The sequence below is a fragment of the Streptomyces sp. NRRL S-920 genome, assembly GCF_000717945.1.
Classification (GTDB): domain Bacteria; phylum Actinomycetota; class Actinomycetes; order Streptomycetales; family Streptomycetaceae; genus Streptomyces; species Streptomyces alboniger.
The window spans coordinates 41,772-61,948 of the sequence record NZ_JODF01000015.1 but is presented as its reverse complement, the minus strand read 5'-3'; the positions used below and the strand labels follow the sequence as shown (position 1 = coordinate 61,948).

The following is a 20,177-nucleotide window of genomic DNA, read 5'->3' as shown; positions in this document are numbered from 1 at the left end:
CCGCGCCGGACCGTCAAGCCGCGTCAGGCCGTCAGCCCACGCCGGACCGTCAGGCCGCCAGCCCACGTCAGCCCGTCAGACCGCGCCCGCCCGCCAGCCCGCCTCAGACCGGGCCAAGCCGTCAAGCCGTCACCCCAATACCTCCGCGTCCACCCGCGAGAAGACCAGCTCGGTCTCGCCCACCACCGGCCCCCGCCACCGCTCGGGCGCCGAAGGGCTCCTCATCGTCCGCGGGTAGCTTCCGGGCGCGTAGTCGTTGGCGAGGCGGTAGGCGTGGAAGCCGTGCTCCCGCATGGTGTCCAGCAGTTCGTCGACCGAGTCGCCGAGCTGGGCCATGCGCTCGGGCGTGACCTCCACGGCGATCTCCACGTCCGGGCGGAGCCGGTCCAGTACGGGCTTCAGCCCTCGGACGACCCCGCCCTCCGCGCCCTCGACATCGATCTTGATGACGCGGGCGCGGGCGATCTCGTCCGCCTCCAGCAGCTCCGGGAGCGTGAGCGCCTCCGTCTCGAAGGTGGACTCGGCGGGACCCTCGTAGGGAACGATCGAGTTCGCGCCCATGTTCTGGGAGCTGGCGAGGACGAAGGTCAGCGTCCTGCGGCTGTCCGAGACCGCGGCGTTGACCGCGCGGATGTTGTCGCAGCCGTTGAGTCCGGCGTTCCGCAGCAGCCGCCCGTGGAAGGCGGGGGACGCCTCGACGGCGACCACGCGGCCCGTGGCGCCGACGAGCCGCGAGCCGAGGACGGCGAACACGCCCACGTTGGCGCCGACGTCCACCAGCACGTCACCGGTGCGCAGACGGCTCCTCAGCCAGCGCGTCATGTTCGGCTCCCAGACGCCGAAGAGGTACAGATAGCGCTGGATGAGGTCCCGGGTGTCGACCGCGAACCGCGCGCCGCACTCCACGTCGACGACCCGCTGACGCGGATGATCCCGGAGGCGGGCATTGAGGAACCGGGCGGCGAGCGCGCTCTTGAACAGCGTCCCGGGGGCCCGCCGCACATAGGCGCGGCCGAGCGTGACCAGGCCCTCCGTCACACCCTCCCGCACGCCCTCCCCTACGCCCTTCGTCCTGCCCTCCGTCATGGGGTGCCCTTCCGATCGCCTCTCCAGCGGGGAACAGACGAACCCTAACGCCGAGAGTCGAACGGCAGGTCGAGCATCCGGATCGCGTTGCCGCGCAGCACCTTGTACGCGACCTCCTCCGACAGGCCGCCGACATGGTCCTGCGCCACCTGCTTCGTGTGCGGCCAGGTCGAATCGACGTGCGGGTAGTCCGTCTCGAAGGTCGCGTTGTCGACGCCCACAGTCTCGATCGACTCGATCCCGTGCTTGTCGCGGAAGAAGCAGCAGAAGATCTGCCGGTAGTAGTACGTCGAAGGGGGCTCGGGGATCAGATCCTTCACCCCGCCCCACGCGCGGTGCTCCTCCCACACGTCGTCGGCCCGCTCCAGGGCGTACGGAATCCAGCCCATCTGGCCCTCGCTGTAGGCGAGTTTGAGCCTCGGGAACTTCACGAGGACCCCCGAGAAGAGGAAGTCCATCATCGAGGCCATGGCGTTGTTGAAGCTCAGCGCGGCCTGGACGGCGGGCGGGGCGTCGGGGGAGGCCGCCGGCATCTGGGACGAGGATCCGATGTGCATGTTCACGACCGTGCCGGTCTCCTCGCAGGCCGCGAAGAACGGGTCCCAGTAGCCGGAGTGGATCGACGGCAGCCCCAAGTACGTCGGGATCTCGGAGAAGGTCACCGCGCGCACCCCACGGGCGGCGTTCCGCTGGATCTCGGCGACGGCCAGGCCGATGTCCCACAGGGGAATCAGGCACAGCGGGATCAGCCGGCCCCCGCTGTCGCCGCACCACTCCTCGACCATCCAGTCGTTGTAGGCCCGGACGCAGGCGAGCCCCACCTCCTTGTCCTTGGCCTCGGCGAAGGTCTGCCCGCAGAAGCGGGGGAAGGTGGGGAAGCAGAGCGAGGCCTCGACGTGGTTGATGTCCATGTCCTCAAGGCGTGCCTTGGGGTCCCAGCAGCCGCGCCGCATCTGCTCCCGCGTGATGCCGTCCAGGGTCATCTCGTCACGGGAGAAGCCGACGGCCGCGATGATGCGCTTGTAGGGGAAGAGATCGCCCTCGTACTCCCACCAGTCGGTGGTCTGGCCCTCCGGGTCCGTCGTGAACTTGTACTTCCCGCCGACGTAAGCCAGTTCGCCGATGCCCGCGGTGAAGGGCTTCGGCCCGCGGTCGCGGTACTTGCCCGGGAGCCATGTCTCGAAGAGGTGCGCGGGCTCGATCACGTGGTCGTCCACGCTGATGACCCGGGGGATTTCCTTGGTGCCGACCTGGCTGCTGACCACTGCTTGCCCCCTACGGCTCGCCGGTTCCGCCACCGCGAATCTGACGGACCATCAGGTGGAGGTTATGGGCTCGCCCCGACGACGGCAACCACCCCTCCCGAAACTCACCCCACCCCTTGCGAACCCCGGGCACATCAGCTGAACTGACAGACCGTCAGGTCAATGCGACGGAGGGCTCTCGATGCAGACGATGTGGCTCGGCGGCGCCGAGTGGCTGGCCGTGCTCCGGATCGGACTCGGCCTGTGGTGGCTCGAGAGCTGGCGCCACAAGGACAAGAAGGAGTGGTTCAAGGGGGGCGGCATCGGCTGGGCGGCGGGCATCGCCGAGAAACACCGGTGGGCCGTCGTGCGCAGCGGCTTCGACGTCGTGGTCAAGCCGCGGCCGCGGGTCATGGCCTACGTCGTCGCTTACGCGGAACTCGCCCTCGGCCTCGGCCTGATCGTCGGCCTCCTCACGCCGGTCGCCCTCGTCGCGGGCCTGGCGCTCAACCTGATCTACCTCGTCCTGATGATCCACGACTGGGCCGAGCAGGGACAGAACCTCATGATGGCGCTGATCTCCCTCGTCGCCCTCTTCGCGATGAGCTGGCAGACGTGGTCACTGGACGCGGCTCTGGGGATCTTCCTCTGACCGCAGAAGGCCGACCGACTGCCCCCTCTCCCGCCTCTCCCGCCTCTTCCCCTTCTCCTTGCCGCACGGACCCGGAGGTGCCGGTGAACGAACACGACGACAAAGAGCGGGAGCCGACGGCGGCGGCCCTCAGGGCGAACCACGCCGCCCGCGCCGAGAGCGCGGCAGCCCGCGCGGCGGCCCTGTGCCGCTATGCCGAGCGGCGGGGCGCGGAGCACGCCGACGCCGTGTGGAAAGCCGCCCACGCGGCGCGCGTGGCGGCCCAGGCCCTCGCCGTACTCTCCGAGAGCGCGCCCGACCCGGCCGCGGACTCGCGCTGCGCCCGCAACGCGGCGGCGGCCGCCGCGCAGGCCGCGCGGATGGCCGAACTCATCGACGGCGGGGCCGAGTTCTCCGCGCGCGCGAGCCGGGCGGCCCGCGCAGCCTCACAGGCCGCGGCGGCCGTGGCGGGAGCCGGGCGCCTGGGAGCCGACGAGGGTCTGAACGGCGAAGCCGCGGCAGCGGAGAGCGCGGCCGTCAAAGCGGCCGAGGACGCGGGATGGATCCGCCCCGGCGAGCCCGTCCCGAGCGTGGCGACCGGCGTACGCAGCCCCGAGGTGATGGCCATGCTGCACCTGTGACCGCACGCGGGTGAAAAGCCGTACGGAAAACTGACCCGGACGTTCCGAGGTCCCGCTGTGACTCGTTGGGTCCGGCATGGCGGCTTTTGACGACGACCCTCGCGACCCGGCGCCCCTACTTCCCGCTGCGACCGGCGCGACACCCTGGCCGGTGGACCCCGACGCGGGCCTCGACTACTGCGAATGGTGCGCGCGGTTGCGGCAGGCGGACGGCCTCGGCGGCGGGGGGCTTGGCGACAGCGGCCTCGGCGGTGGGCTCGCCGAGCTGTCCGCGCACGTACGGGCAGCGAGGAGAAACGATTCCCTCGCCGTACGGCGGCTGTGGAACGGACGATGGCGAGGGCTCGGCCGGGTCATGCTGCTGTCCGCCGCGACCGCCGCGGTGGTGTCAGGGGTCCTGGCCGTCACCCTCGGCTGACGCCGGCCGCCCGGCCTACTCACGCGCGCGGGGCCGACCGGTCAGCCGCGCCGGAACAGATCCTGCGGATCGGCCCGCACCCAGTCCCCGCCCGCCGTCGGCGGGCGCGGCACCTCCCGGCACTGGGCACGCCACTGCCGTACGAGCGCGTCGTAGATGGGGGTGGACGAGCCGGGGGTCCCGTCTTCAGGAGCGGCGGCCGCATCGCCCGGCCGAGTCGGAAGAACGTTTCTTCGTACGTCGCTCATGCCCTGCCCAACGACGGCGTCATCCGTTCGGTTCGGCCCAGGAAGCCGCTGATCCGGCCCGGTGATAGACACGGACGCAGGAGCGGGCGCCGCTGCAAGAGCCCCGCTCGTGGGGAGTCAGACGCCCGCCGCCACCGTGCGCGCGGGCCACAGCGAGTGGAGGACCACTCATGTCCCAGTTGTCCGAGGGCATAACCCTTTCCGTGAATTTCACCCAAGGGCTCAACGACGCCTGGTCGAAGGTCGCCCAGTTCGTACCCAAACTCGTCGGGTTCCTGGTCGTCCTGGCGATCGGCTGGATGGTCTCGAAGCTGATCACCCGGGTTCTCGACCGGGTGCTGAGAAAGATCGGGTCGGAGAAGCTGGCGGATCGCGCCGGGGCCTCCCGGGTGCTCGCCGGGTCGAAGTACGACATGACGGCGATCATCTGCAAGGTGGTCTACGCCGCCCTGCTCCTGATCACCCTCCAGCTCGGCTTCGGCGTCTTCGGCCCGAACCCGGTCAGCACCATGATCGACGGCATCGTCGCCTGGCTGCCGCGCGGCATCGTCGCGGTGGTCCTGATCGTGGTGGCCATGGCCGTGGCGAACATGGTCCGTGACATCGTCACCAACGCCCTCGCCGCGCTCTCGTACGGCAAGACGGTCGGCACGATGGTCTGGGCGTGCATCGTCGCGCTCGGCGTGATCGCCGCGCTCGGCCAGGCCGGCATCGCCACCACCGTCACCCAGCCCGTCCTGTACGCGGTGCTCGCCTCGGTCGCCGGAATCCTGATCGTCGGCGTGGGCGGCGGTCTCATCGGGCCGATGCGGGAGCGCTGGGAGCGCTGGCTGCACACGGCCGAGCAGGAGACGGCCAAGGCCCGCACCGGCGTCAGCGCCTACCAGGCGGGACGCGAGGACGCGCTGGCCAACCAGCCGGTCCAGGAACGGGAACCCACCGACCCCTTCTGATCCCTCAGAGCAGATCGTGCCGTCTCACCAGCCAGGAAATGGCGGTGAGGCGGCACACCGCGTAGTCGTGCCCGACCGGCTCGCGCCAGTCCGACTCGGCCAGCGCGTCGAGGAAGCCGAGGGCGTAGTCGGTCAGCGCGTCCGGGTCCGGGGCCCGCGGTACGAGCCCGGGGCTGCCCGCCGCCAACCGGTCCCGCAGATGGGCCACATGCTGGTCCACGGCCGCGGTGAAAGCGGCCTCGAAGGCGAATTCCGCGAACCGCGGGGTGTAGGACGCGGTGATGCGGGCGAGCGGGGACATTCCTCCAAGCTAAGACAGGCGGACCGCCCCGCGGAGGGGCTTTTGCCATGCCCTTGGTCACAGACCGAGCGTGGTCACAGAGCGACGAGGTCGTCATAGAGCGAGGGAAGCACTCCGGTGAGTGCTTCCCTCGCTCTCCGTGGATCCGCGGAGCCGACGCGTCAGTGGCGCGGGCCCTGCTTCCGGTCACGCCAGTCCTCGCCCTTCGCGCCGCGTTCGCCCACGCCGCGCTCGCCCTTCACGCCGCGGCGCCGGCTCTTGGCGTCCCCGGTGTCGTCGAACTCGATCTGCTCCTTGCGCACGGTGTCGGAGATCTCCTGGGTCTCGGTGACCCGCTCCGTCTCCAGGTGTACGCGTTCGACCGGCACGGTCTCCTTGCTCACGACGGCCCGCTCGGAGTGCAGGGTCACCTCCGTCTCGGCCTCGCCGATGTCGCCGCGCACCCGGTCGCCCTCACGGATCGGCTCGCGTACGACGCGCACCTCCTCGTGGGAGAGCGGGACGGACGTCCTGACCTCCTCGTTCACGACCGTCTTGCGCAGCCGGGCGCGTCCGGTCTCCTCCTCCTCGGTGCCGACCCGCAGCCGCTCCTCGGAGCGCACCATGTCCCGCTCCTTGGACTCCTCGCCCAGGCCGGCCCGCATGGCGTACTCGCGGTCACCCGCGTGACGCCCCTGGCCCGCACCGGCACCCGCGCCCGCGAGGCCGGCCGTGCCCGTACCGGTTCCGGTGGCCGCGTTGCCGATGCCCGTCGCGGCACCCGGCCGGGACAGGCCGTAGTGGGCGTACAGCTCATGCTCCTGGCCAGGGTCGAGGTGCTGGTCGGCATCCACCCGCGGGGCCTCCTTCACGGCCTCCTTGGTGGCCGTGACGTGCAGGTCCTCGCCCCGCAGCCGGGCCCCCGCCAGCGGCACGAAGCTCTCCTTCATGCCGAAGAGGCCGGTCTTCACGGTCACCCACTCGGGGCGTCCGCTGCGGTCGTCGAGGTAGACCCGTTCGATGCTGCCGATCTTCTCGCCGGTCCGGTCGTAGGCTGTCAGGCCCTTGAGCGCATCGGGGTTGGTGAAGGCCTCGCCCTGCGTCATGGGTGATCACTCCCTTGGAGCGTGCGACGGGCAGAACCCAATCCGCCACGGACGACGCACGCCTCATGCTCCATCGCGCGCCGCGCAGGCCCGCCGCGCAAGGCGGAGTGTCACGCAGCGTGCGGACAACGGCCCGCGAGGCCTCGCCATCCCGGGGCGGGCGCCGCTCGGACCGCTCACATCCGCCACCGCGCCGATGGGGCCATTCGGGTGAACGCGTGGACACTGCACCCACCTCCTCCACGGCCCCCGCCCCGCCCTTCGGCTCAGCCCCGGGGGCGTCGGCTCTGGAGGACGCGCGCCAGCCGGGGGCCGAGGCTCTGCTTGAGCCGGCGCAGGGACGGCAGGCGGCCCACGGTCTGGTCCAGGTGGTAGTAGAGCTGCGGCGGCACATACGGCAGCAGCGGCGAATGGCGCTGTCCGAGCAGCGCGAACATCTGCCGCGGCTCAAGGCCGATGTACCGGGGCAGGTTCTCGTACCACTGGGCGCTGTGCCGGGCCGCGCTCTGCACGGAGAGCAGGGCCTGCTTGCGCTCGCGCTCGTAGGCCGCGAGGGCGTCCGGGAGCCGCGCGGGCCCCGCCGGACCCAGCGCCCGCGCCAGACACGCGGCGTCCCGCAGGGCGAGGCTGGTGCCGGCCCCGATCGAGTAGTGCGTGGTGTGCGCGGCGTCGCCGATCAGGACGAGGTTGCCGTGGGACCACGCCTCGTTGGTGACGGTCGGGAAGGCCTGCCACTGCGCGTGGCCCTCGATGTCCGTACGGCCGAGGAGTTCATGGCCGTCGAGCATGTCGGCGAAGAGCCTCTCCAGCTGGCGGAGGGCGTCGGCGTGGTCGAGCCTGTCGAGGCCGAGGCCGCTCCAGGTGGCCTCGGAGCACTCCACCACGCAGGTGCTGCGATCGGGGCCGTACCCGTAGGCGTAGCACCAGATCCAGCCGTGCCCGGTCTCCACGAAGGCGAACGTGAACGCGGTGAAGACCCGGGTCGTGCCGAGCCAGATGAAGCGGTTGGCGCCGGTGGTCACGCGCGTACCGAAGTGGGCGGCGCTCTCCGTGCGGAGCCTGCTGTGCGCGCCGTCGCCCGCGACCACGAGGTCCGCGTCGGGCAGCTCGGCCCGGCTGCCGATCTCGGTGCCGAACTCCAGCCTGACGCCCAGCTCGCGGGCGCGGTCGGCGAGGACGGTCCGCAGCCGGTGGCGTCCGATGGCGTGGCCCACGTCGCCGTCGTGGGCCACGGTCCTGTCGCCGACGTGGGCGAAGCCGCCGCGCCAGCGCACGGACCGCTCCGCGACGGCGCGCGCGGACACGGGGTCGTGGGCGCGCAGCTCTTCCAGGAGATCGGGCCAGTACGTCACGCCCCAGCCGTGGCTGGTGCCGGCCGCGTGCCGCTCGTGGACGGTGACCTCGTGGGCCGGTTCCTGAAGTTTGGCGAGGATGGCCAGATACAGGGAGGCGGGCCCCCCACCGACGCAATCGATCTTCACGCCGACCAACGTAAGCGCCGACCGCCCCGCTCCCCCGCAGGTCACTCACCGTGTCGGAATAGCGATCATGAGTGACATCTGGGCAGGATCGGAGGGTCTCGGGATACGACGATCACGAGGAGAACGGACGTGTCGGTTCACCTCAGACTGCTTCTGTCGCTGGTGGCGGTGCTGGTCCCGCTGCTGGTGTTCAGCCCCTCCGCGGCGGCCCCCACGGGCCCGAGCGGCCCTGCCGCGACCGTCGTCGGCCAGGTCGAGTGCGACTGGAAGTACGGCAGGTCCTGTGTCGTGGGCGGCGGCATGTCCTTCATGTGATCGGGCCGATTGAGCCGCCTGGAGTAGTCACGGCGGCCACAGGATGCGTGTCGTGCCCGCCGCTAGTGAGCTGGCGGGCATGGACTACGACATAGAGAAGGCGCCCGAGGCGCCTCCCACGCGGCGCCACGCCCTGCGCGTCGCCGCCGGAATCCTGGCCGTCGGAACGGCCCCGCTGACCGCGTCCCGTGCCCTCGCGCGACCGGCGGACGCGGATGTCTGTACGGGCGGGTACGACGCCGAGTTCGAAGCGGCCCTGGCCGAGGCGGACGCCCATCTCGCCCCCGACGAGATCCGGGGCCTCGCCCCCGAGCGGGCGCCCGGCCGTTTCACCCTCCCCCTGCGCAGACGCTTCAGAGTCAGCGCGCGCTACGGAATCCGCGGCGACTGGCTCGCCGGGCACCACACGGGCATCGACCTGGCGGTGCCGAGCGGGACGCCGGTGTACGCGGTGGGCGCGGGGGTCGTCGTCCTCGCGCGCTGGTCGGGGGCGTACGGCAACGCGGTGACCGTGCGGATGCGGGACGGCCGCTATGCCGTCTACGCCCATCTCTCCCGCATCCAGCCGCAGTGATGGGGTCTCCCCTGCTCGAGCGAAGCCGAGAGCTTGGGGAAGTGCCAGACCCCGCGGCCGCGGCATGATCCGCCGGACAGGCCCTAGGGCCTGTCCGGCCCTACTGGACGGCCGGCACGAGGCCCATCAGGGGGGCCACCGGGTCGACGAGCTGCTGGAGCTTGCCGAGTTCGCTCAGACCGCCGAGCTGCTGGTCGATCGTGGGCACCACGGCGCGGTGCTCCTCGGGGATGCCCGCCGTCTGGAGGTCGTTGATCGTGCCCTGCACCGAGATGTTGCCCGGCCCCGGCAGGGCGGCGGCGTGGGCGGCCGGGGCGGCCAGGGCGGCGGTTCCGGCGGCCAGTGAGACAGCGGCGATAAGTCGTCGTGCTGATGTCATGCCCTCAGAAACGGCCGGACCTGCGCCAAGGACACGGCTTTCCCGCCGCTCTCACTCAGGAGAAAACAGAAAACCATGTATTCGGCGCGTCGGCTTGACGCGCCGAATAGCGATTTCCGAATCGACGGCCGAAGCGTTTATGCCGTTACTTCCCCGGGAGAACAGACGTTAGAAAAATGCGGCTGCGCGCAGCAGCCGCTCTTTCCGACTCAAAGGAGAACGTGATGTATCGCATCGCGAAGGCAGCCGCCGCCACCGTCGGCACTGGTGCTGTCGTGCTCGGGGGCGCCGGCCTGGCTTCGGCGGACGCCGGTGCGCAGGGCCAGGCCGTCGGCTCCCCCGGCGTGCTCTCGGGCAACCTGCTCCAGGTCCCGATCCACGTCCCCGTGAACCTCTGCGGCAACACCGTCGACATCATCGGTCTGCTGAACCCCACCTTCGGCAACCAGTGTGTCAACAAGAGCGACAAGCACCACCACCACCACGGCGGCGGGCACCACAAGGGCGGCGACGACCACAAGGGTGGCGGTCGCCACCACGGCGGCTACGGCGGCTGACACGTCCCGCGAAGCCCCCGGTGAGCGTTCCACCGGGGGCTTCGTGCTGCCCGCCCACTGCCCGCCCACTGCCCGCCCGCTGTCCGCCCGCTGTCCGCCCGCGGTGTCAACCGCCGTAGGTGTAGAGCCCTTTGTGCCCCAGCAGGGCGTCCGGCTCGACGTCCCACGGCGGCATCGGCTCGTGGCGGGCGACGATGCGCCGGTACTGGGAGGAGCCGGGGCCGGGGGGCCGTGCGGGGAGGTAGGGCGCCGAGCGGGGGTGGCGGCGCTGCCAGCGGTCCCACAGCAGGTCCACGAAGGCGTGGTGCAGCCAGAAGACGGGGTCGTTCACCGAGGCGCCGCCCAGCATGTGCCCGCCGACCCAGCGGTGGACACGGTTGTGGTTGCGCCACCGCTCCTTGCCGGTGGCCGACGTCCAGCCCTCCAGCTTGTTGCGGAAGCCCTGTGGCGCACGGGAGTCCCACGGCGCCACGTCGTAGCGCGGGTCGTCGAGCGCCCAGGCCACGTCCCGCGGGGTGGGCAGGCCGATCGGGTCGCGCGGACGGCCGAGGTCGCGGGTGAGGAACTCCCCCTCGGTGATGCTCTCCTTGATGACCCAGCCGCCGTTCCGGTGGGCGAACGGGCCGGTCGTGACTTTCCGGTCAGGCCCCCGCCCGTTGCCGCCCATCAGGTCCTCGCCCCACAGCGACGAGGCGGGGCTGCGGTCCTTCGTCCAGTCCCAGTACGGGACGGTGACCCCCGAGTCGATCCGCTGGAGGGCCCGTTCGAACTCCAGCAGGAAGCGGCGGTGCCAGGGGAAGAACGACGGGGTCATGTGGGCGACCCGGAGTCTTTCGTCGCCGTCCGACACGTAGTAGTCGATGTGCGTCCGGACGAATTCGTCGTACTCACCCCTGCGCTTGAGCTTCAGCACCGCGTCGACGAACCTGCGCCGCTCGGCTCGGCTGAGGCTGCTCTGGTTCTTGCGCGTGTGGGCCATGTCCGTCCGTTCTGCGATCCGGTGGGCGCCCGGCACCGCCTCTCAGTGGCCGCGTCCGCTCAGGGCCTGGGAGGGGCCGAGTTCGTCGACGGCGGCCCGGGCGGCGGCGAGCGGTGTGGCGTACGACTGGAAGTGGTCGACCATGCTGAGGTAGCCGCCGTCCGCGCGGCGCATGATCCCGAGCGGCTGCCCGTCGACGGTGACGCTCCAGCCCCCCGGCGCGTGCCCGTCCTGCCGGGCGACCGGCTCGCCCTGAATGCGGCGGCCGCGGTACATCTCGTCGAACGGCGGATCGTCGGGCGGGGTGGCCGGGCCCGCCCCGTTAGGCGTCTGTACGGCGCGGAAGACGCCCCCGGCGGCGAGCAGCGACGAGGCCGCGACGCCGAGGAGGTGGCGTCGCGTCACGCGGTCGAGGAGCCGCGGGGCCGGGCCGTCGGCCGGGGGCTCCTGGCACGGGGAGGTGTGGGCCCGGCTCGGGACCGGGCCCACACGGTTCGGCAGCGGCGCCACGGTCAGCTGAGACCGAGGGTGGTCATCGGCTGTGCGCTCAGCGTCGGTGAGTGGAGCCCCGCGCTCGGCAGCTGGGGGGTGGGCAGCCCCCAGAGGTCGGCGCGCGGCGCGGTCAGGGGAAGACCGAGGCCGGCGCCCGGCGTGGAGGCCGTGACGTCGGAGGCGCTCACCTCGGCGTCGATGGACTCGACGCTCTCGTCGCCGAGCACATCGGCCAGCGGGGCCGACGCCCGCAGGGAGGGCAGGCTGTTGTTGACCGGGATGCGCGGCACCACGTGGTCGGGCAGCAGCTGGCCCTCGACGTAGTCGGGGCCCTGCGGGGCGCCGCTGGGCAGGGGTCCGGGGAGGCCGATGCCGATCTCGGGGGCCTGCACCCCCAGGGAGTACTCGATGCCTTGCAGCGGTACGGGTACCTCGACCTGGTCGGCCGCCGTGGCGGACCCGGCACCGCCGGCCGCCGCCGCGCAGGCGATGACCGCCGCGAGGGCGCCTCTGGTTGACTTCTTCATTGCGGGGTCTCGTCCTTTCGCCGTGACGGCCGCTCGGCCGTCACCGAATCAACGATCCTGGGGCGACATCAGCGCAAACTTCGCCCGACTGAACCAATCTCCACGGCTTTCGCGGGTTCAACCGGTCCAGAAGTCCCACCAGCGCGTCAGTACGAGCATTCCGATGACGCCGATGTGCAGGGCGGGGAGAGTCCAGGTGAACTCACCCAGGAATGCGCGCACTTCGCGGGGGGCGGGCAGAAATCCGCGGCGCACGTTGTGTGACGTCACGTGCCAGAACATGAGAATGGTGGCGGCCCAGGCCAGGCAGCACCACAGGCAGAGCGAATTGATGCGGTAGAGGGACTGGAATTGCAGCCAGGTGCAGAACGCGACGCCGAAGAGCGTGCCCGCGTGGAACGTCAGCCAGTACCAGCGTGGGAAGCGGGCCCCCGCCAGCACGCCCGCCCCGGCGCCGATGACGACGGCGTAGGCGGCGAGGCCGAGCATCGGGTTGGGGAAGCCGAACACCGACGCCTGCTCGCTCTTCATGATGTTGCCGCAGGCCACCACAGGGTTGAGGCTGCATCCCGGGGTGAAGTGCGGGTCCTGGAGGAGCTTGAACTTGTCGAGCGTGATGACCCAGGCCGCCAGCAGGCCCGCCGCCCCGGTGACGACGAGGAGCAGGCCGAACGACCGGCTCCCCTCGGTCCGGTGGGGGCCGTCCGAGGGTGTCGCGCCCGCCGCCCCGGGCCCGCCGGGGGCCTGCCGCGGCACCCGGGCCGGCAGTCCGGTCGTGCTCATCAGCGCAGGCTTCGCGCGGGCAGCAGGCAGTGGGCGGCGTTGAGCAAGGTCTCCTCGTCGCCCGCGAACTCGCTGAGGCGCTTCTCGTCGACGGGCTCGCCCGGCTTGGCCTCCGGCCACGCGCGCGTGGTGACCATGAAGTAGGCGTGGCCGCGCTGCTTGACCGCGGCGAGCCACTCCGGCGGCACCACGCACTGCGCGTGCAGGTGCGGCATGGTGACGACCGCCTGGTCGACCTCGACGAGGAGAGTGACGGGCAGGGACGGGTGGCGCGCGCCGTCGACGACGGGTCCGCCGACGGGCAGCCCCGCGTCGTGGAGCAGGACGCGCATGGCCTCGGCCGTGGCCTCGGGCCCGCCCTCCGTGTCGCCCAGGGAGTAGGCGAGGAGGAAGGGCATGTCCGCCTCCTCGTCGGGGTGTTCGCCGCTCCAGGGAAGAACAGCCAGGGTTCCGAGGTCAGTTGCTTGGAAGGGGCGCTGTTCGCTGGATGTTGAGGTCATGAGGGGAACCGTATAGACGCCGTGGTTCTTATTTCCCTCAGCTGTCACCCAATTGGCCGAGCGCAGGGCCTCCATCACACGATGGGGTCATTCGACGAAATCCGATGACGCGCGGGTACGCGAAAGGGCCGACCCGTGGGAGAGGGGGCCGGCCCTTGCGTCGTCGTGTGTTCCCTTTTCCACCCGGGTCGATACACCGCAGCGGAAAGGGGAAGGCAGCGGGGGTTACTTGGGAGCGAGGGGGAGCCCGCCGAGCATCTTCGACGGACCGCCGCTGGCGTTCACGTCCTCCACGGCCTCCGTGGCGGTGTTGACGACCGAGTTCTCGTTCTCGGTGTCGAGCATGTTCGTGCTCACCGGCTTGGTGTCGAGCAGGGGCTGGCCGGCCAGGGACTCAAGTCCGCCGTTCAGGCTGGTGGGCGTCAGGCCTCCGGCGAACGCGGGCGCGGCGGAACCGGCGATGGCGATCGAACCGGCAAGGACAGCGGCAGCCTTCAGGGCCTTCATCATGTTCCTTTCTTTGGCAACTCGTGTCGCCTGTGGGAGCACCGTTCAGGCATCGTGTGCCTGTCGTCTCACTTCACCGGGACTAACGAGACAAGGCCGGTACGGAAACCCCTGGCTTTCAAACTTCCCCCAAGCCACTCGAATGAAGAACGCATCTCATTCTCATATCAACCGGCCTATTGTCGGGCAGTGCCGAGCCATCGAACGGCACCCCCACACGCGCGACGGCCGCCCCCGCCTTCGCGGGGACGGCCGTCAGGTCAGACGACGCGTCAGTCGTTGACGCACGTGTTGCCGAACGCCGGGTTCAGCAGACCGATGACGTTGATGGAGTTGCCGCAGACGTTCACGGGGATGTGGACCGGCACCTGAAGGGCGTTGCCGGAGATGACACCGGGGGAGTTGGTGGCGGCTCCCTGCGCGCCGGCGTCGGCGGCAGCGACACCCGCGCTTCCGGCCACGGCAGCGGCGGCAACGGCGGACAGGGCGAGAGCCTTGGTGGTACGCGACATGGAGTGCTGCTCCTTGGTAAGGGGTGCGACGTACGGGCCGGGTGCCCGTATACAGGGATCAACTGCCGAGCCGGACGCCGAGTTGTGCGCCCAGACGAGTGATGTGCGGCGGGCCCCCACGTGCGCGATCGCCGATTCACCATGCCCTTCACCGATCCGACACACGTACGCAGGTTGACGGATCGGCCCTTCGCAGCCGCTACAGTTGCCCTTCTATTTAGGGCATTTCAGTCATACGCGCCAGATTCGCGTAAATGATGCGAACCTCTCATCTCCGCTGTGGTCAGAGCTCTTCACACGTCGGAAGGCCAACGCCGTCATGCCACGGATCCTGCACGTCAGCCAGCCCGTGGACGGAGGCGTGGCGCGGGTCGTCACCGATCTGGCCGTCGCCCAGGCGGCAACGGGGATGGACGTCCACGTGGCCTGTCCGGGCGAAGGCCCCCTGCCACGGGCGCTGGCCGCCGCCGGGGGCGGGGTGCGCGGGCATCCCTGGGCGGCGTCACGCTCCCCCGGCCCCCGGCTGCGCGCCGAGGTGGCGGAGCTGCGCCGCCTCATCGACGGCGTAGGGCCCACCCTCGTCCACGCCCACAGCGCCAAGGCCGGGCTCGCCGCGCGGATCGCCCTGCGCGGGCGGATCCCGACCGTCTTCCAGCCGCACGCCTGGTCCTTCGAAGCGGTCGGCGGGAGCACCGCGCTCCTGGCCCGGCTCTGGGAGCGCCGCGCGGCCCGCTGGACGGACCGCATCGTCTGCGTCAGCGAGGCCGAGCAGGTCACCGGCCGCCGCGCGGGCATCGCCGGTTCCTACGCGGTCGTCCCCAACGGAGTGGACGTGGACCACTTCTCGCCCCGCGCCGCGCGGGAGGCCCGCGACCGGCTGCTGCCCGGCCCCTTCGCCCGCGCCCCCCTCGTGGTGTGCGTGGGCAGGCTGTGCCGGCAGAAGGGGCAGGACGTCCTGCTCAGGGCGTGGGCGTCGGTCACCGCGCGGGTGCCGGGAGCGCGCCTGGTGCTGGTGGGAGACGGTCCGGACGCCGCCCGGCTGCGCGAAGGGGCGGACGCGTCCGTGACGTTCGCCGGGGCGGCCGGGGACACCGCCGACTGGTACCGGGCGGCCGACGTGGTGGTGCTGCCCTCCCGGTGGGAGGGCATGGCCCTGGCGCCGCTGGAGGCCATGGCCTGCGGCCGGCCCGTGGTCGTCACCGACGTGGACGGCGCACGGGAGAGCCTGCCGCGGGCCGGCCGCGCCCACGGCCTCGTACCGCCGGAGGACCCCGCCGCGCTCGCCGGGGCCCTGGTCGCCCTGCTGCGGGACGGAGACCTGCGCGACGCGCTCGGCCGGCGGGGCCGGCGGCATGTCCTGGACCACCACGACGCGCGGCGTGCCGCGGACGCGATCGACGTGGTGTACCGCGAGCTTCTGGGCGTGGCGCCCACCAAGTACAGGGAGTGCACCACCACGTGAGTGCGGAACGAACCGTTGCCTCCTCGTCAGGTCCGACACGGCAGGACACCAGTCCGACACGGCAGGACACCACGTCACGGCGGGACACCACGTCACAGCAGGACACCCACGCCTCGCCCGGGAGCCTCGTCATCGCCCCGCGCGGAGCGAAGGGTGCGCGGGCCGGGGCACGCGTGCGGCGCCCCTCCCGCCACCGCCGCTCGGTCGCCGCCCTGGTGGCCGTCGACGCCGCCGCCGCACTGCTCGCCCTGCTCGCGCTCGACGAGCCGCGTCGTTACGCCGCCCTGGCCCCCCTCCTGCTCGCCGCCGTCCTCACCCTGAACGCGCAAGGACGCCTGTACGCGTACACGGCGCTGCCCGCCACCCTCGACGAGGTCCCCGCGCTGAGCGGGCGGATCGCGCTCGGCCTCGCCCTCACCCTCGCTCTCGCCCCCGCCCTGCCCGCCCCCGTGCCCCCGCTCCCCCTGTCGGACCTGGCCACCGTGGGCGCCGCCCAGTGTCTGCTCGTCGTCGGCGGCCGCGCCCTGGTGCACTGGCAGCGGCGGGCGGACGCCCTGCGCAGACCCCGGCCGGTGCTGGTGCTCGGCCCCCGCGCCGAGGCGCGGGCCGTGGCGGCGGCCCTGCTGCGGCGCCCCCGTTGCGGCCTGCGGCCCGTGGGTCTGGTGAGCGAGGCCGACCAGCAGGGCGAGGGGTCCGCTCCCGAACTGCCGGTCCTCGGCACGGAGGACGAACTCCACCGGGCGGTGATCCAGAACGACGTACGGGCCGTGCTGCTGCTCCCCGGCGGCGGCCCCGGGCTCGCAGGCCTGCTGCCGGTGCTGACCGGCCTCGGCTGCGACCTGTGGGAGACCGGCCCGCGCCACGCGGAACTCGGCCCGGCCCGGGAGGGGGCCCGCCGGTACGTGGCCGGGTTCTCCTGCCGGCCGCTGACGGTCGCCGGGCCCCACGGGACGAGCGTGGGCAAACGGCTGCTGGACATCACGGTCGCCGGGGTGCTGCTGCTGGTGGCCGCGCCGGTGCTGGCGGGCTGCGCGCTGGTGCTGCGGGCCGTGGAAGGGCCCGGCGTGATCTTCCGTCAGGAGCGCGTCGGCAAGGACGGGCGCCTGTTCACCCTGCTGAAGTTCCGCACCCACCGGCCCGCCGACCCGCAGGAGTCGGCGACGCGGTGGACGGTCGCCGACGAGCAGCGGATGAACGCCTTCTGCCGCTTCCTTCGCAGCACCTCCCTGGACGAACTGCCGCAGCTGTGGAACGTCCTGCGCGGCGACATGAGCCTGGTCGGGCCGCGCCCCGAACGCCCCTTCTTCGTCGCGCAGTTCAGTCAGACCTATCCGGAGTACGCGCGACGACACCGGATGCCGACCGGCATCACCGGCCTCGCCCAGATCCACGGCCTGCGCGGGGACACCTCCATCGAGGACCGGTGCCGCTTCGACAACGCCTACATCGACAGCTGGTCCTTCTGGCAGGACATGTGCATCCTGCTGCGCACCCTCGGCTGCCTGCTGCGCCGCACGGGGAGCTGACACGGTGACCCCACGCGATGCCGTCCCGCGCGAACTGCGGCGCGCCGCGCCCGTCCTGCCGGTCGTCCTGATCATCGCGCTGCTCGCCCTGCCGATGCCGGCCGGCGGCGAGACGTCCGGCGCGGAGGCCGGAGCCGGGACCGGCACGCTCGCCGACGCGGTCTCCGCCCTGGTCGTCGGCGCCTGCGTCGTCCACGTGGCGCGGACCGGGCGGCGCCCGCTGAGCCGGACCGCCGCGGTACTCCTCGGGCTCCCGGTGGTCGGCATCACCGCGGCCGCCTTCGGCGCGTCCTCCGCGTCGACCGGTGTCGCCGGGGCCGCGCGCTACCTCCAGATCTTCGTGCTGGTACCGGCGGCCGTGCTGATCCTCGTCCGCGACGCGCGCCACTTCCGCCTGCTCGCCTGGTCGTTCGTGGCGCTGGCCCTGTGGCAGGGCGCCATCGGCGTACAGCAGAACCTGACGGGCACCGGGGCCTCGTACATGGGCGAGGACATCCGGGCCGTCGGCACCTTCGGTTCCACGGACGTCATGGGGATGGCGACCGTCGTGTCGTACGGGCTCGTCTGCGCCCTCGCGCTCGCCTTCCGCCCGCACGCGCCGCGCATGCGCGCGGTGGCGGCCGGGTGCGCGGCCCTGCTGGCCGTGCCGCTCGCCCTTTCGTTCAGCCGCGGGGCGTGGATCGCCACCGCGGTGGCCTGCCTCGGCGTCCTGCTGCTCGCCGGGGCACGCCGGGCGGGCACGGTCCTGCTGGCGGGGGGCGCGGCGGCCATTGTGCTGGTCGTGGGGCTCGGGGTGGGCTCCGCGATGCTCCAGGAACGGCTCAGCAGCATCACGCAGGTCACGGACACCCCCGATCAGTCGGTCACCGACCGGTACACGATGTGGGCGGCCTCGGCGGACATGTGGCGCGAGCGGCCGGTGACCGGCGTGGGCCTCAAGGGCTTCCCCGAACACCGCGACAAGTACGCCTCGCTGGCCCTGTCCTCCGGCAGCGACACGGCCGGAGCGGGCAGCGGCTTCGTCCGCCAGCCGCTGCTGTCCCCGCACAACATGTACCTGCTCGTCCTCGGCGAACAGGGTCTTCTCGGCCTCGCCACCCTCGCCGGGGGCTGGGCGGCGCTCCTCGTGTGTGGACTGCTCCGGTGGAAGCGCGGGTGCGCGCGGCCGGGCGGTCGGGACGGTCCCGAGCTGGACTGCGCGCTGGTCGCCTGCGGACTGCTGATCTGGCAGCTGACCGACTTCGTGTACGCGGACATCGGCGGGCCCTCCACCGTCCTGACGGCGGTGGCCCTCGGCGTCGCCGCGTGGTGGGCGGTCGGCTCGCGCGGGCCGGCCGAAGAGGCGGGTGCGCGATGACGACCGTGCCGCCCGCGGTGGTCCCGGAGACCGCCCCGCCCGCGGAACCGCGCGCGACAGCGCCGTCCGAGAAGACCGGCGGCTCGTTCCTCGCCAAGGCCGCGCTGATCACCGCCGCGCTGTCGGTGGCGGGTTCGCTCCTCGGCCTCGTACGCGACCAGGCGCTCGCGCACTTCTTCGGCGCCGGTACCGACACCGACGCCTTCCTCGTCGCCTGGACGATCCCGGAACTGGCCGCGACGCTGCTCATCGAGGACGGCCTGGCCTTCTTCCTCGTGCCCGCGTTCAGCCTGGCCCTGGCCCGCCGCGCGGCCGACCCCGCCACCGACCCCGTACGCGACCTCGTCCGCGCGTCGCTGCCGCGGATGTCGCTGTGGTTCGCCGCGGCGGCGCTCGCGCTCATGGCGGCGGCGCCCTACGTAGTGGCCGCGCTCGCACCGGGGCTGCCCGATCCGCGGCGGGCGGTGGACTGTACGCGGCTGACCGCCACCTGCGCCTTCACCTTCGGGCTCACCGGCTATTGCAGCGCGGCGCTGCGGGCACACCAGCGGTTCGTCGCCCCGGCGACCGTGTACGTCGCCTACAACGCGGTCATCATCACGGCCCTGTTCGTCCTCGCGGCGCCCCTGGGCGTACGGGCCGCGGCGGCGGGCGTGGCGGTGGGCGGCGCCCTCATGGTGGTCGTACAGGCGCCTTCCCTGTGGCGGCAGTTGCGGCGCGGGCCCGGCGCGGCGCCCGCCAAAGGCACGTCGGCGGACAGGACGCTCCAGACGGCGATCATCTGGACGGTCCTGCTGTTCGCGCTCTGCCGCCAGTCGCAGGTCCTCATCGAGCGGTTCCTGGCCTCGTCGCTGCCCGCCGGGGCCATCTCGCACCTGAACTACGCGCAGAAGGTCGCGCAGATGCCGATGGTCCTCTCCCTCATGCTGTGCACCGTCACCTTCCCCACGGTCGCCCGCGCGCTGGCCGCCGGTGAGACGGAACGGGCCAGGGACCGCGTGGAGCGCGACCTCGTCCTCGCGGGCTGCGTGGTGCTGTGCGGCACGGCCGCGGTCGTCGCCGTCGCGCCCGCGCTCATCGAACTGCTCTTCCAGCGCGGCGCCTTCACCGCGGGCGACACCGCCACCACGGCCTCCGTCATGCGGGTGTACGCGCTGGGCCTGCTGGGGCACACGCTGGTGGGTGCGCTCGCCCGCGCCCACTTCGCCGTCGCCCGCACCACCTGGGTCCCGCTCTTCTCGATGTCCCTCGGCATCGTCATGACCGCCGGGATCGGCTTCTTGAGCGTCGGCACCTGGGGCGTCCACGGCATCGCCGCCGCGAACGCCACCGGCATCTGCGTCACCGCGCTGCTCCTGCTGCGCGGTCTCGGCCCGCGCACCGTGCCCATCAGGACGCGGGCGGTCGCCGGGCAGCTGGGCCGCCTGACGCTCGCTGCGGTGGGCGCGGCGATCCTGGGCGGCCTGTGCGCGGAAGGGACCGGGCAGCCCGCCCTCGCCGTCCTGGCCGGTTTCTCGGCCGTCACCGTCTCCTTCGTGCTGTTCGGGCTGCTTTTGGGCGCGCAGCCCTGGCCGTCCGTCCTTCGCTCCGTCAGAGGAAAGGTCCGTCATGTCCGTTGA

Annotated in this window: 25 protein-coding genes; 11 read left to right on the top strand and 14 right to left on the bottom strand. The window is 72.1% G+C overall.

Features of this window, described 5'->3' with window-relative positions; translation table 11 throughout:
- Positions 1 to 129: 129 nt before the first annotated feature.
- Together IG54_RS0113370 and IG54_RS0113365 are read right to left on the bottom strand one after the other, a co-directional pair.
- Positions 130 to 1,086 (bottom strand): FkbM family methyltransferase, encoded by a 957-nt coding sequence (locus IG54_RS0113370; RefSeq protein WP_106977001.1) that lies wholly within the window; start codon positions 1,084 to 1,086, stop codon positions 130 to 132.
- 44 nt (positions 1,087 to 1,130) lie between these two features.
- Positions 1,131 to 2,351, bottom strand: a complete 1,221-nt coding sequence (locus IG54_RS0113365) for an amidohydrolase family protein (RefSeq protein WP_030782034.1) — start codon at positions 2,349 to 2,351, stop codon at positions 1,131 to 1,133.
- A gap of 181 nt (positions 2,352 to 2,532) precedes the next feature.
- On the opposite strand from IG54_RS0113365, the gene IG54_RS0113360 reads away from it, so the two are divergent.
- The 3 genes from IG54_RS0113360 (at position 2,533) to IG54_RS0113350 (ending at position 4,020) form a co-directional block, all read left to right on the top strand.
- Positions 2,533 to 2,982, top strand: a complete 450-nt coding sequence (locus IG54_RS0113360) for a DoxX family membrane protein (RefSeq protein WP_030782031.1) — start codon at positions 2,533 to 2,535, stop codon at positions 2,980 to 2,982.
- A gap of 83 nt (positions 2,983 to 3,065) precedes the next feature.
- Complete coding sequence (locus tag IG54_RS0113355) at positions 3,066 to 3,602, top strand: hypothetical protein (RefSeq protein WP_030782028.1); 537 nt, start codon at positions 3,066 to 3,068, stop codon at positions 3,600 to 3,602.
- Between the two features lie 76 nt (positions 3,603 to 3,678).
- A complete protein-coding gene (locus IG54_RS0113350; protein WP_158708869.1) occupies positions 3,679 to 4,020 on the top strand; it encodes a hypothetical protein in 342 nt (113 codons plus the stop codon).
- 41 nt (positions 4,021 to 4,061) lie between these two features.
- Here the strand turns inward: IG54_RS0113350 and IG54_RS42000 are convergent, their stop codons facing one another.
- A complete protein-coding gene (locus IG54_RS42000) occupies positions 4,062 to 4,268 on the bottom strand; it encodes a hypothetical protein (RefSeq protein WP_158708868.1) in 207 nt (68 codons plus the stop codon).
- A 170-nt stretch (positions 4,269 to 4,438) separates the two neighbouring features.
- On the opposite strand from IG54_RS42000, the gene IG54_RS0113345 reads away from it, so the two are divergent.
- A complete protein-coding gene (locus tag IG54_RS0113345) occupies positions 4,439 to 5,221 on the top strand; it encodes a mechanosensitive ion channel family protein (RefSeq protein ID WP_030782022.1) in 783 nt (260 codons plus the stop codon).
- A gap of 4 nt (positions 5,222 to 5,225) precedes the next feature.
- Here the strand turns inward: IG54_RS0113345 and IG54_RS0113340 are convergent, their stop codons facing one another.
- The 3 genes from IG54_RS0113340 to IG54_RS0113330 all read right to left on the bottom strand — a co-directional run bounded on the left by IG54_RS0113340 (position 5,226) and on the right by IG54_RS0113330 (position 8,088).
- The gene (locus IG54_RS0113340; RefSeq protein ID WP_030782019.1) at positions 5,226 to 5,522 is read right to left on the bottom strand and encodes a DUF6401 family natural product biosynthesis protein; all 297 of its coding nucleotides are present in this window, start codon (positions 5,520 to 5,522) and stop codon (positions 5,226 to 5,228) included.
- A gap of 161 nt (positions 5,523 to 5,683) precedes the next feature.
- Positions 5,684 to 6,607, bottom strand: coding sequence for a DUF2382 domain-containing protein (locus tag IG54_RS0113335; RefSeq protein WP_051819491.1), 924 nt, complete (start codon positions 6,605 to 6,607; stop codon positions 5,684 to 5,686).
- A 266-nt stretch (positions 6,608 to 6,873) separates the two neighbouring features.
- On the bottom strand, positions 6,874 to 8,088 hold the full coding sequence (locus IG54_RS0113330) for an FAD-dependent monooxygenase (protein WP_030782013.1): 1,215 nt from the start codon (positions 8,086 to 8,088) through the stop codon (positions 6,874 to 6,876).
- 129 nt (positions 8,089 to 8,217) lie between these two features.
- On the opposite strand from IG54_RS0113330, the gene IG54_RS0113325 reads away from it, so the two are divergent.
- Positions 8,218 to 8,403 carry a hypothetical protein gene (locus IG54_RS0113325; protein ID WP_030782011.1) on the top strand — a complete coding sequence of 62 codons (186 nt, stop codon included), beginning with the start codon at positions 8,218 to 8,220 and terminating at the stop codon, positions 8,401 to 8,403.
- 52 nt (positions 8,404 to 8,455) lie between these two features.
- Complete coding sequence (locus tag IG54_RS42515) at positions 8,456 to 8,977, top strand: M23 family metallopeptidase (protein WP_234336150.1); 522 nt, start codon at positions 8,456 to 8,458, stop codon at positions 8,975 to 8,977.
- A 100-nt stretch (positions 8,978 to 9,077) separates the two neighbouring features.
- On the opposite strand, the gene IG54_RS0113315 is transcribed toward IG54_RS42515, so the two are convergent.
- The gene (locus IG54_RS0113315) at positions 9,078 to 9,356 is read right to left on the bottom strand and encodes a hypothetical protein (RefSeq protein WP_030782009.1); all 279 of its coding nucleotides are present in this window, start codon (positions 9,354 to 9,356) and stop codon (positions 9,078 to 9,080) included.
- Positions 9,357 to 9,580: 224 nt separating this feature from the next.
- On the opposite strand from IG54_RS0113315, the gene IG54_RS0113310 reads away from it, so the two are divergent.
- Positions 9,581 to 9,913: a chaplin gene (locus IG54_RS0113310; protein ID WP_030782006.1), complete on the top strand. Its 333-nt coding sequence runs from the start codon at positions 9,581 to 9,583 to the stop codon at positions 9,911 to 9,913.
- Positions 9,914 to 10,019: 106 nt separating this feature from the next.
- Here the strand turns inward: IG54_RS0113310 and IG54_RS0113305 are convergent, their stop codons facing one another.
- The 7 genes from IG54_RS0113305 to IG54_RS0113275 all read right to left on the bottom strand — a co-directional run bounded on the left by IG54_RS0113305 (position 10,020) and on the right by IG54_RS0113275 (position 14,213).
- Positions 10,020 to 10,892: a tyrosinase family protein gene (locus tag IG54_RS0113305; RefSeq protein ID WP_030782003.1), complete on the bottom strand. Its 873-nt coding sequence runs from the start codon at positions 10,890 to 10,892 to the stop codon at positions 10,020 to 10,022.
- 42 nt (positions 10,893 to 10,934) lie between these two features.
- On the bottom strand, positions 10,935 to 11,297 hold the full coding sequence (locus tag IG54_RS0113300; protein ID WP_037897064.1) for a tyrosinase family oxidase copper chaperone: 363 nt from the start codon (positions 11,295 to 11,297) through the stop codon (positions 10,935 to 10,937).
- Positions 11,298 to 11,404: 107 nt separating this feature from the next.
- Entirely contained in the window at positions 11,405 to 11,911 is a 507-nt protein-coding gene (locus tag IG54_RS0113295; protein ID WP_030781997.1) for a hypothetical protein, read from the bottom strand.
- 117 nt (positions 11,912 to 12,028) lie between these two features.
- Positions 12,029 to 12,694, bottom strand: coding sequence for a vitamin K epoxide reductase family protein (locus tag IG54_RS0113290; RefSeq protein WP_078594049.1), 666 nt, complete (start codon positions 12,692 to 12,694; stop codon positions 12,029 to 12,031).
- Positions 12,694 to 13,194 (bottom strand): DUF5949 family protein, encoded by a 501-nt coding sequence (locus IG54_RS0113285; RefSeq protein ID WP_030781994.1) that lies wholly within the window; start codon positions 13,192 to 13,194, stop codon positions 12,694 to 12,696. The genes IG54_RS0113290 and IG54_RS0113285 overlap by 1 nt, the downstream gene beginning before the upstream one ends.
- 225 nt (positions 13,195 to 13,419) lie before the next feature.
- Entirely contained in the window at positions 13,420 to 13,704 is a 285-nt protein-coding gene (locus IG54_RS0113280; protein ID WP_420712248.1) for a hypothetical protein, read from the bottom strand.
- 269 nt (positions 13,705 to 13,973) lie between these two features.
- Entirely contained in the window at positions 13,974 to 14,213 is a 240-nt protein-coding gene (locus IG54_RS0113275; RefSeq protein ID WP_030781990.1) for a chaplin, read from the bottom strand.
- 319 nt (positions 14,214 to 14,532) lie between these two features.
- Between IG54_RS0113275 and IG54_RS0113270 the strand changes: the two genes are divergently transcribed.
- The 4 genes from IG54_RS0113270 to murJ are packed head-to-tail and all read left to right on the top strand — an operon-like array spanning position 14,533 to position 20,177.
- Positions 14,533 to 15,675, top strand: coding sequence for a glycosyltransferase (locus IG54_RS0113270; RefSeq protein ID WP_030781988.1), 1,143 nt, complete (start codon positions 14,533 to 14,535; stop codon positions 15,673 to 15,675).
- On the top strand, positions 15,672 to 17,201 hold the full coding sequence (locus IG54_RS0113265; protein ID WP_078594047.1) for an exopolysaccharide biosynthesis polyprenyl glycosylphosphotransferase: 1,530 nt from the start codon (positions 15,672 to 15,674) through the stop codon (positions 17,199 to 17,201). The genes IG54_RS0113270 and IG54_RS0113265 overlap by 4 nt, the downstream gene beginning before the upstream one ends.
- Before the next feature lie 4 nt (positions 17,202 to 17,205).
- On the top strand, positions 17,206 to 18,558 hold the full coding sequence (locus IG54_RS0113260) for an O-antigen ligase family protein (RefSeq protein WP_030781982.1): 1,353 nt from the start codon (positions 17,206 to 17,208) through the stop codon (positions 18,556 to 18,558).
- Positions 18,555 to 20,177, top strand: a complete 1,623-nt coding sequence (gene murJ, locus IG54_RS0113255; protein ID WP_030781979.1) for a murein biosynthesis integral membrane protein MurJ — start codon at positions 18,555 to 18,557, stop codon at positions 20,175 to 20,177. Before IG54_RS0113260 ends, murJ begins: the two co-directional genes overlap by 4 nt.